The following is an 8,284-nucleotide window of genomic DNA, read 5'->3' on the forward strand; positions in this document are numbered from 1 at the left end:
GCGCCACGCCGCGCGGCTGCGCGCGCCGCTCGACGATTCGGCGCATGGCGCGCTGCAGCTCGCGCTGCAGGCGCTGCGGGCTGCGGAAGGCGGTTGAAGGCGGGTTGACGGCGCTCCGCAGCGGCGCCGAAGGCGGCGCCTGACCGGGAACCGTCCGGCGCGCAGCCGGGCGCGACGTTAGAATGGCCGTTCCGCAGAGCCCTGAGCGCCATTCTTCCGTCCCATGTACAAAGTCATCGCCACCGATCTCGACGGTACCCTGCTGAACAGCGACCACCAGCTCGATCCGTACACGATCGATACCGTCCGCCGGCTCGAGCGCGACGGCCTGCAGTTCGTGATCGCCACGGGGCGCCATTACGCTGACGTCGCGGGCATTCGCGACGTGCTCGGCATCCGGCCGTACCTGATCACGTCGAACGGCGCGCGCGTGCATGCGCCGGACGACACGACGATCCACGCGCAGGACATCGATCCCGCGATCGTCCGCGGCCTCGTGCAGCCGGACGTCGTCGGCACGCATGGCCGCGTGATCGTCAACCTGTTCACCGACCAGGGCTGGCTGATCGACCGCGATGCGCCGCACCTGCTCGCATTCCACCAGGATTCGGGCTTCCGGTACGACGTGATCGACATGCCCGCGCACGACGGCGCGGATATCGCGAAGGTGCTGTATATCGGCGAACCGGCCGATCTGGCGATCGTCGCCGAGCGGATGCGCGTGCGGTTCGGCGATGCGCTGTACGTCACGTACTCGCTGCCCGACTGTCTGGAAGTGATGACCGCGAACGTGTCGAAGGGTCGCGCGCTGCGCACGGTGCTCGCGCGGCTCGGCGTCGATACCGGCCACTGCGTCGCGTTCGGCGACAACATGAACGACATCGACCTGCTCGAAACCGCCGGCCACGCGTTCATGATGAACAACGCAAATCCCGACCTGGTCGCGCGGCTGCCGCACATCCCGCGAATCGGCAACAACTTCGATGCGGGCGTCGCCCGCCACCTGCGCACGCTGTTCTCGCTCGAGGACAACGTCGCCGCTTCCTGAGCGAACGCCCCGAGCGTGCTTCCCGAGCGGCAATGAAAAACGGGCGCCAAGGGCGCCCGTCGAAATTGCCTGCCTCGATGTTCTTCGACAGCGTGAGGCTCGCTGCTCTGCTCGCGTAACCCCGTAGTGTTTTATTCGCTTGTGCGAGCCGATGCCGGCAGCAGGTCGACGGCGTCGTCGCGCCCTGCGACCAGCGGGTAGATGATCCCGGCGAGTACCGCGCCGATCAGCGGTGCCACCCAGAACAGCCAGAGCTGGCCGATCGCGTCGCCGCCGACGAACAGCGCCGGGCCGGTCGAGCGCGCCGGGTTCACCGACGTGTTGGTGACCGGAATCGAGATCAGGTGAATCAGCGTCAGGCACAGGCCGATCGCGATCGGCGCGAAGCCGGCCGGCACGCCGCGCTTGTCGGTGGCGCCGAGGATCACGAACAGGAAGAAACCCGTCATCACGACTTCGCAGATGAACGATGCCGCCAGCGAGTAGTGGCCGGGCGAGCGCTCGCCGAAGCCGTTCGTCGCAAAGCCGCTGCCGACGACGTCGAAGCCCGGCTTGCCGGTCGCGATCAGGTACAGCACGAACGCGCCGAGCGTTGCGCCGACAACCTGCGCGACGATGTACGGCGCGAGATCGCGTGCCGGGAAACGCCCGGCGACCGTCAGGCCGACGCTCACCGCCGGATTCAGGTGGCAGCCCGAAATGTGGCCGATTGCGAATGCCATCGTCAGCACGGTCAGGCCAAAGGCAAGTGCGACGCCGGCAAAGCCGATGCCGAGGCCCGGAAAGGCGGCGGCCAGCACAGCGCTTCCGCACCCGCCGAGCACCAGCCAGAACGTGCCGAATACCTCTGCAGCGAGACGCTGAGAAAGCTTCATGTAAGGACCTCGTTCAAGTGGGTTGAAAACAACCGGACGACACGACGGATTTATTCCGTCGCCCGGAATTGGTCTGGATTATAGGAAATGAATCGGGTCCGGGAGGGTCAACGATTGTTAAATTTGAATGGCTGGCGAATGCCTTTTATTAGAATAAGCCCGCATTCTCGATATAGCCGAATTGGTTAAAGATGACTGTATTTATTTCGAAGGGCAGGGCGGCAGTACGGATGGCGTAACGGATGTTTGTGTCCCGGTCGGATTCGCCGGGGCCGCATCATCGAAAAGGGAGTCGAAAAAATGTCTCAATACGCGAAACTCAAGGCGCAGATCGCCGATCTGCAGGCCCAGGCGGACGACGTACGCCGCCAGGAAGTGGCGGCGGTGATTGCCGACGTCCAGCGAATGATTGCCGAATACGGCCTGACGGCCCAGGACCTGGGCTTCGCGGAGCGGGCGCGGCGCGGCCGCCCGCCGAAGAAGGCGCCGCTGCCCCCGAAATACCGTGATCCGAAGTCGGGTGCGACCTGGAGCGGGCGCGGCAAGCCGCCGAATTGGATCGTCGGGAAAAACCGCGATCGATTCCTGATCGAATGACGGAAAGCCAAAAAGAAAGAGCCGCATCGTCGATGCGGCTCTTTTGCTTTGCGGTTTTGCGCGCCGATTTCGGCGCGGATTTTACGGAATATTTCCGCGCGGATTTCCGCGTCAGGCGCCTGCGACCCGGCGCAATGCCGGTTGCCTGGTAGCCGTGCAAAGCGATTCGTAAGTCTCGACATAACGCTGCGCCATGGCCTTCGAGCTGAAACGTGTGTCGAACCGTTCGCGGATCGCGGTGCGCGACAGGCTGTCGATCCGGTGCAATGCGCCGACCGCGCCCTGCACGTCCTCGACGATGAAGCCGGTCACGCCGTCCTCGATCACTTCCGGCACCGAGCCGCGATTGAACGCGACGACCGGCGTGCCGCACGCCATCGCCTCGATCATCACCAGGCCGAACGGTTCCGGCCAGTCGATCGGAAACAGCAGCGCCTTCGCGCCGGACAGGAACGCGGGCTTCTGCGCTTCGTTGATCTCGCCGATGAATTCGACGTGCGCCTGGCCGAGCAGCGGCTCGATCACTTCCTTGAAGTAGTCGGCGTCGGCCTTGTCGACCTTCGCGGCGATCTTCAGCGGCAGTCCGCTTTGCGCGGCGATCCGGATCGCCGTGTCGACGCGCTTTTCGGGACAGATCCGACCGAGGAACGCGAGATATTCGGGCTTCACGCCCGGCTGCGGCGTGAGCAGCGTGTCGGGCAGCCCGTGGTACACGGTGCCGGCCCACGCGGCCTGCGGCAGCGGCTTGCGCTGGTTGTTCGAGATCGACACGACCGGCGCGTCCGGGAACGAGTCGAACACGGGCTGCAACTCCGGCAGGTCGAGGCGGCCGTGCAGCGTCGTCACGTACGGCGTGTCGAGACGCGACATCAGCGGGAACGGCAGGTAATCGAGGTGAAAGTGCAGCACGTCGAATTCATGTGCGACGCGGGCGACTTGCTCGAGGAGCCGCATGTGGGGCGCCATCGAATCGCGGATCGACGGGTCGAGCCGCAGTGCGCGCGGCCAGGCCGCCTCGAGGCGGGCCGACGTGACGGAGTCGCCGCTGGCGAACAGCGTCACGTCGTGCCCGAGTTCGACGAGCGCCTCGGTGAGGTAGGACACGACACGCTCGGTGCCGCCGTAGAGTTTCGGCGGGACGGCTTCGTAAAGGGGCGCGATCTGGGCAATTCGCATGGATGTTCTCCGATGTCGATCCGTGTGGGCGCTGCGGCGCCGATGCGGATCCCCTACAAGGTTGCGGAACTCGCCGACGCACGCTGTTGGCGGTACGTGGCCGGGCCCTGGGCGGGGTGCGCGGGGCGCCGGACGGCAAGCTGCGGGGCGGGCCGGCACGGCTCGCGCCGCCGCCCATTGGAGTCCATTATCGATATCGGCCTGAGGGGTTCGAGTGTTTTTTCAAACACTTAAGGCTTGTTACACGATGAAATACGCGAAAACCCCGAGAAAAAGGGCGGGAAAACATAAATCGAGACAGAATCAACTATTGTTGCGCCATCGTGAAAAACCACTATAATTTTTACCGATCCGATTGTCGGCGGCCTTGCCGGCAGGCCTTCCGCCATTGCGCGGCGGCCATCGGGCCCATCTCGGCCGAATCCGCGCCGTCACCCGCTTTCCCGATTGTCCCCTTTCAATTCGCCTTGTCGGAAAAATTCCTACACGGATTACAGACAAATCCTGCGCGGCATACGCCACTTCGCTGATACCGACATAAATGCCGTTTGGCCAAAATTCGCCCTGTAAGAATATAAACGAGCCGACTGAGCGCCTGGTGCGCGCTGATCGAGCAAACGTTGTCATAACACGAATGGCCAAAGCAAAGCTCTTTAACGGGGGAATCATGAGCGCTACCAGCGAAATGCTCAGTGAGATCAAAGAGGTCAACCTGTCGTACCTCCTCCTCGCGCAACGCCTGTTGCGGGAAGACAAGGCGATGGGCATGTTCCGCATGGGAATTTCCCAGGAACTGGCCGACGTGCTCGCGAACCTCACGCTCGCACAGACCGTGAAGCTCGCCGCGTCGAACCAGATGCTGTGCCGCTTCCGCTTCGACGATCACGCACTGCTGTCGTCGCTCGCCGACAAGGGCCGCAGCGATGTCGTCGCGCATGCCCACTCGGCCATCCTGATGGCCGGGCAGCAGGTCGAAAGCGTCCGCTGATCCATCCCGCCTTGCGTTTGTCCCGGCGTGCCGCGCCGGCCGGCAGCGTATTGGCCATCCATCCGAACCACGTCAAGCGGACGGTTATCACCATGGCAAGCAAAAGCGTCGTGATCGAGGTGAAGGAAATCACCCTCGCCATCGAACTGATCGAACTGGGCGCCAGGCTGCAGTTGCTGGAGGCGGAGACGAGCCTATCGCGGGACCGTCTGATCAAGCTGTACAAGGAACTGAAGGGCGTGTCGCCGCCGAAGGGGATGCTGCCGTTCTCGACCGACTGGTTCATGACGTGGCAGCCGAACATCCACTCGTCGCTGTTCTACAACATCTACCGGTTCATGCAGGACCACGGCCGCTGCGAGCCGATCCAGTCGATCGTGAAAGCGTACCGGCTCTATCAGGAGCACGTGAACCTGTCCGGCGACGAGGCCGCGCTGAGCCTCACACGCGCGTGGACGCTCGTGCGCTTCTTCGATTCGGGGATACTGCAGATGACCCCGTGCACGCGCTGCGGCGGCCACTTCGTCGCGCACGCGCATGATCCGCATCAAGGTTTCGTCTGCGGCCTGTGCCAGCCGCCGTCGCGCGCGGGCAAGACCCGCAAGGCCGCCGCCGCGCGCGCCGAACTGGCCGCCGCTGCGGCCTGAGCGCCGCCGGGCGGGGTGCAAGCGGCTGCCGCGGGCCGCGCGAACCGTCTGCCGACTGCTGGTAAACACCGTCGGGCCGCCGCCGGGCGGCCGCGAAAGTTTTCCTGCCGACTGCCGTAAACCTGTTTAACGGCGATCTTCCCGCCGGTCTTTCATGAGGGACAGGCAGTGCTGATTATCGTGGGAACACTCGTGACGCTGTTGTCGGTCTTCGGCGGTTATGCGCTGGCAGGCGGGCATCTGGGCGCCTTGATCCAGCCCATCGAGATCCTGATGATCGTGGGCGCCGGCGTCGGCGCATTCATCCTCGGCAACGGTGGCAAGACCATCAAGGCCACGCTGCGCGTGCTGCCGACGCTCTTCAAGGGCTCGAAATACACGAAGGACGTCTATATGGAGCTGATGGCGCTCCTGTACGTGCTGCTCGCGAAGGCGCGCAAGGAAGGCACGCTGACGCTCGAGGCCGACATCGACGATCCGGAAAAGAGCCCGATCTTCACGCAATACCCGAAGATCCTCGCCGATCACCACATCGTCGAATTCCTGACCGACTACCTGCGCCTGATGGTGGGCGGCAACATGAACGCGTTCGAGATCGAGAGCCTGATGGACGAGGAGATCGAGACGCACCACTCGGAAGGCGAAGGCCCCGCGCACGCGCTGATGCGCGTCGGCGACGCGATGCCGGCGTTCGGCATCGTCGCGGCCGTGATGGGCGTCGTGCACACGATGGCGTCCGCGGACAAGCCGCCCGCGGTGCTCGGCGCGATGATCGCGCAGGCGCTGGTCGGCACGTTCCTCGGGATCCTGCTGTCGTACGGGCTGATCGGGCCGCTCGCGAGCCTCGCGGAGCAGCGCGTCGCCGAGTCGACCAAGATGTTCCAGTGCATCAAGGTGACGATCCTCGCGACGCTGAACGGCTATGCGCCGGCGATCGCGGTCGAGTTCGGCCGCAAGGTGCTGTTCTCGACCGAGCGGCCGTCGTTTTCCGAGCTCGAAGAGCACGTGCGCCGCGTGAAGGCGAAGTGACGCGGAGCGACCAATGAGCAAGAGCAAGGATCGCGCGATCGTCGTCAAGCGGGTGGCCCCGGCGAAGAAGGGCCACCACGGCGGCGCATGGAAGCTTGCGTATGCGGACTTCATGACCGCGATGATGGCGTTCTTCCTGCTGATGTGGCTGCTGAGCTCGGTCACGCCGGTGCAGCTGAAGGGGATCGCCGAATACTTCAACACGCCGCTGAAGGCCGCGCTGTTCGGCAGCGGCGACCGCAACTCGCAGGACTCCAGCATCATCAACGCCGGCGGCCGCGACCTGTCGAGTACCGACGCCGGCACGCTGCGCCGCACCGACGGCACGACGTCGCTCGCCGAGCGCGTCGCGAAGCCGGTCGACGAGCAGGCGCAAGCGCAGGCGCAGGGCGCGATCGAGCGGCGCGAGCAGGCGCGCCTGCACGACCTGCAGATCAAGCTGATGGCCGCGATCGAGGCCAACCCGACGCTGCGCCAGTTCAAGCAGCAGATCCGCATCGATTCGACGCTGATGGGGCTGCGCATCGAGATCGTCGATACGCAGAAGCGGCCGATGTTCGCGATGTCGAGCGATCACGTCGAGCCGTACATGCGCGACATCCTGCGCGAGATCGGCAAGACGCTGAACGACGTGCCGAACCGGATCATCGTCCAGGGCCACACCGACGCCGTGCCGTACGCGGGCGGCGAGGGCGGCTACAGCAACTGGGAGCTGTCGGCCGACCGTGCGAACGCGTCGCGCCGCGAGTTGATTTCCGGCGGCATGGACGAGGCGAAAGTGCTGCGCGTGCTCGGCCTCGCGTCGACGCAGAACCTGAACAAGGCCGACCCGCTCGATCCGGAGAACCGCCGGATCAGCGTGATCGTGCTGAACCGCAAATCCGAAGAAGCGCTGATGCGCGACGACGCGACGACCACGACGCTGTCGGCCGACGCGGCGGGCTCGAAGCTGCTCGCGCAGCAGCTCGCCGGCCCGGCGCCGGCCGCGCGTCCGGCGGTCGCGAGTGCCGCCGCCGCGGCGCCGAAACCCTGACGTTCCCGAGATTCCGAGACAGACATGATCCGAACCATTCTCGCCATCGACGACTCCGCGACCATGCGTGCGCTGCTGCAGGCGACGCTTGCGCAGGCCGGCTACGACGTGACGGTGGCGCCGGACGGCGAAGCCGGCTTCGACATGGCCGCGACCGCGCCGTACGACCTGGTGCTGACCGACCAGAACATGCCGCGCAAGAGCGGGCTCGAGGTGATCGCCGCGCTGCGCAAGCTGACCGCGTATGCGGACACGCCGATCCTCGTGCTGACGACCGAAGGCAGCGATGCCTTCAAGAACGCCGCACGCGACGCGGGCGCGACCGGCTGGATCGAGAAGCCGATCGATCCGGTCGTGCTGGTCGACCTGGTCGCGACGCTGTCCGAGCCGGCTGCCTCCTGAAATGAACGCGACGAATCCAACCGGTGACCGGGCATGACTCTCGATATCACGCAGTTCTACCAGACCTTTTTCGACGAAGCGGACGAGTTGCTCGCGCAGATGGAGCAGCTTCTGCTGAACCTCGACGTCGACTCGCCCGACCCCGAAGACCTCGCTGCGATCTTCCGCGCCGCGCATTCGATCAAGGGCGGCGCGGCGACGTTCGGCTTTTCCGCGCTGACCGATACGACGCACATCCTCGAATCGCTGCTCGACCGCGCGCGCAACCATGAGTTGACGCTGACCAAGGAGATGATCGACGCGTTCCTCGAGACCAAGGACGTGTTGTCCGACCAACTCGTCGACTACCGCGCGAGCGCCGAACCGGACGCGGCAGCCGCCGCGACGATCTGCGCAAAGCTCGAACGGTTGAAGGCCGAGAGCGGCGCGGGGGGGGGGGGGGGGGGGGGGGGCGCGGGCGGGGGGTTTTTTAAAAAATAATCATCCCAC

The 8,284-nt window shown here is 65.1% G+C and carries 9 protein-coding genes and 1 pseudogene; 8 read left to right on the forward strand and 2 right to left on the reverse strand.

What is annotated here, in order from left to right; genetic code table 11:
* Positions 1 to 223 precede the first annotated feature (223 nt).
* Complete coding sequence (locus tag ACPUER_RS35380) at positions 224 to 1,048, forward strand: Cof-type HAD-IIB family hydrolase (RefSeq protein WP_425133405.1); 825 nt, start codon at positions 224 to 226, stop codon at positions 1,046 to 1,048.
* Positions 1,049 to 1,179: 131 nt separating this feature from the next.
* On the opposite strand, the gene aqpZ is transcribed toward ACPUER_RS35380, so the two are convergent.
* The gene (aqpZ, locus tag ACPUER_RS35385) at positions 1,180 to 1,923 is read right to left on the reverse strand and encodes an aquaporin Z (RefSeq protein ID WP_072443091.1); all 744 of its coding nucleotides are present in this window, start codon (positions 1,921 to 1,923) and stop codon (positions 1,180 to 1,182) included.
* A gap of 300 nt (positions 1,924 to 2,223) precedes the next feature.
* On the opposite strand from aqpZ, the gene ACPUER_RS35390 reads away from it, so the two are divergent.
* Positions 2,224 to 2,520: an H-NS histone family protein gene (locus ACPUER_RS35390; RefSeq protein WP_006489320.1), complete on the forward strand. Its 297-nt coding sequence runs from the start codon at positions 2,224 to 2,226 to the stop codon at positions 2,518 to 2,520.
* A gap of 111 nt (positions 2,521 to 2,631) precedes the next feature.
* On the opposite strand, the gene ACPUER_RS35395 is transcribed toward ACPUER_RS35390, so the two are convergent.
* Positions 2,632 to 3,696: a glycosyltransferase family 4 protein gene (locus tag ACPUER_RS35395; RefSeq protein WP_034183895.1), complete on the reverse strand. Its 1,065-nt coding sequence runs from the start codon at positions 3,694 to 3,696 to the stop codon at positions 2,632 to 2,634.
* 667 nt (positions 3,697 to 4,363) lie between these two features.
* On the opposite strand from ACPUER_RS35395, the gene flhD reads away from it, so the two are divergent.
* From flhD to ACPUER_RS35425, 6 genes and pseudogenes are all read left to right on the forward strand, one after another.
* A complete protein-coding gene (gene flhD / locus ACPUER_RS35400) occupies positions 4,364 to 4,684 on the forward strand; it encodes a flagellar transcriptional regulator FlhD (protein WP_069746442.1) in 321 nt (106 codons plus the stop codon).
* A gap of 92 nt (positions 4,685 to 4,776) precedes the next feature.
* Complete coding sequence (gene flhC / locus ACPUER_RS35405; protein WP_425133406.1) at positions 4,777 to 5,331, forward strand: flagellar transcriptional regulator FlhC; 555 nt, start codon at positions 4,777 to 4,779, stop codon at positions 5,329 to 5,331.
* Between the two features lie 168 nt (positions 5,332 to 5,499).
* Positions 5,500 to 6,360 carry a flagellar motor stator protein MotA gene (gene motA, locus ACPUER_RS35410; protein WP_072443097.1) on the forward strand — a complete coding sequence of 287 codons (861 nt, stop codon included), beginning with the start codon at positions 5,500 to 5,502 and terminating at the stop codon, positions 6,358 to 6,360.
* Between the two features lie 13 nt (positions 6,361 to 6,373).
* Positions 6,374 to 7,393, forward strand: coding sequence for a flagellar motor protein MotB (gene motB / locus ACPUER_RS35415; protein WP_425133407.1), 1,020 nt, complete (start codon positions 6,374 to 6,376; stop codon positions 7,391 to 7,393).
* A gap of 24 nt (positions 7,394 to 7,417) precedes the next feature.
* A complete protein-coding gene (locus ACPUER_RS35420; RefSeq protein WP_425133408.1) occupies positions 7,418 to 7,795 on the forward strand; it encodes a response regulator in 378 nt (125 codons plus the stop codon).
* Between the two features lie 33 nt (positions 7,796 to 7,828).
* A pseudogene (locus ACPUER_RS35425) lies at positions 7,829 to 8,227 on the forward strand (Hpt domain-containing protein); the annotation flags it as partial.
* Positions 8,228 to 8,284 lie beyond the last annotated feature (57 nt).

This window comes from Burkholderia sp. DN3021 (assembly GCF_049805555.1).
GTDB lineage: Bacteria > Pseudomonadota > Gammaproteobacteria > Burkholderiales > Burkholderiaceae > Burkholderia > Burkholderia pyrrocinia_C.

Bases quoted from the DNA above. Each gene is read 5' to 3' on its own strand.
- aqpZ (WP_072443091.1), bottom strand. From the start codon at position 1,923: ATGAAGCTTTCTCAGCGTCTCGCTGCAGAGGTATTCGGCACGTTCTGG.
- ACPUER_RS35420 (WP_425133408.1), top strand. From the start codon at position 7,418: ATGATCCGAACCATTCTCGCCATCGACGACTCCGCGACCATGCGTGCG.
- flhD (WP_069746442.1), top strand. From the start codon at position 4,364: ATGAGCGCTACCAGCGAAATGCTCAGTGAGATCAAAGAGGTCAACCTG.
- ACPUER_RS35390 (WP_006489320.1), top strand. From the start codon at position 2,224: ATGTCTCAATACGCGAAACTCAAGGCGCAGATCGCCGATCTGCAGGCC.
- ACPUER_RS35380 (WP_425133405.1), top strand. From the start codon at position 224: ATGTACAAAGTCATCGCCACCGATCTCGACGGTACCCTGCTGAACAGC.
- motB (WP_425133407.1), top strand. From the start codon at position 6,374: ATGAGCAAGAGCAAGGATCGCGCGATCGTCGTCAAGCGGGTGGCCCCG.
- flhC (WP_425133406.1), top strand. From the start codon at position 4,777: ATGGCAAGCAAAAGCGTCGTGATCGAGGTGAAGGAAATCACCCTCGCC.
- ACPUER_RS35395 (WP_034183895.1), bottom strand. From the start codon at position 3,696: ATGCGAATTGCCCAGATCGCGCCCCTTTACGAAGCCGTCCCGCCGAAA.